Below are 589 nucleotides of genomic sequence, written 5' to 3'. Positions count from 1 at the left end.
CTCGCCGGCCGGTTCGGGGGCCGGCCGGTTGCTGCGGATGCGGGTCAGGACGTCGTACGGGGTGGTCATGCCGGGGCGCCCATCGCGTGCACCGGTTCGTGGGCCGGCAAGGCCACCGACAGCACGCCATCGCGGGTCAAGAGCGGGAGCGGGTCCAGATGCGCGCCGTTCGCCCCGGCCCCGGCGTGTACCGCGTCGAAGTCCGTCCGGCAGTTGGGGCAGCGCAGTTGCGCCCCATGTAATTTCGCACCGGCCAGGGTGGCGTTGCACACCGGGCAATGGTCGCGGTACGCAAAGGTCTGGTCGCCGACCCGGCACGCCAGCACGGTGGTTGCGGCGACCCGATAGCCGGCCACCTCACCTGGCGCCAGCTCGGCCAGCTCCGGCGCCGGGTGCCAGCTGTGGGACCCGTTGGAATGTACGCGCGCCAGCAGCGATTCGGCCGGGATTACCGATGTGGTTCCGGGCTGGGCCGTGACGACCTCGATGGCCGAGATCTCGGGTGCCGCGGCGCGCACCGCGTCCTCGACGGCCAACTCCAGCGTCACCGCCGACGACGGACAGCTCTTGCAGCTCCCTTTGAACGCCA

General features: G+C 71.5%; 1 protein-coding gene. It reads right to left on the bottom strand.

Features of this window, described 5'->3' with window-relative positions:
- Positions 1 to 65: 65 nt before the first annotated feature.
- Positions 66 to 589, bottom strand: a 524-nt coding sequence (locus tag A5701_RS25540; protein WP_197505067.1) for a NifU family protein, incomplete at its 5' end; no start/stop codon positions are given.

The organism is Mycobacterium sp. E3305, assembly GCF_001666785.1.
Lineage (GTDB): Bacteria > Actinomycetota > Actinomycetes > Mycobacteriales > Mycobacteriaceae > Mycobacterium.
This window is presented reverse-complemented; position numbering and strand designations above follow the sequence as displayed.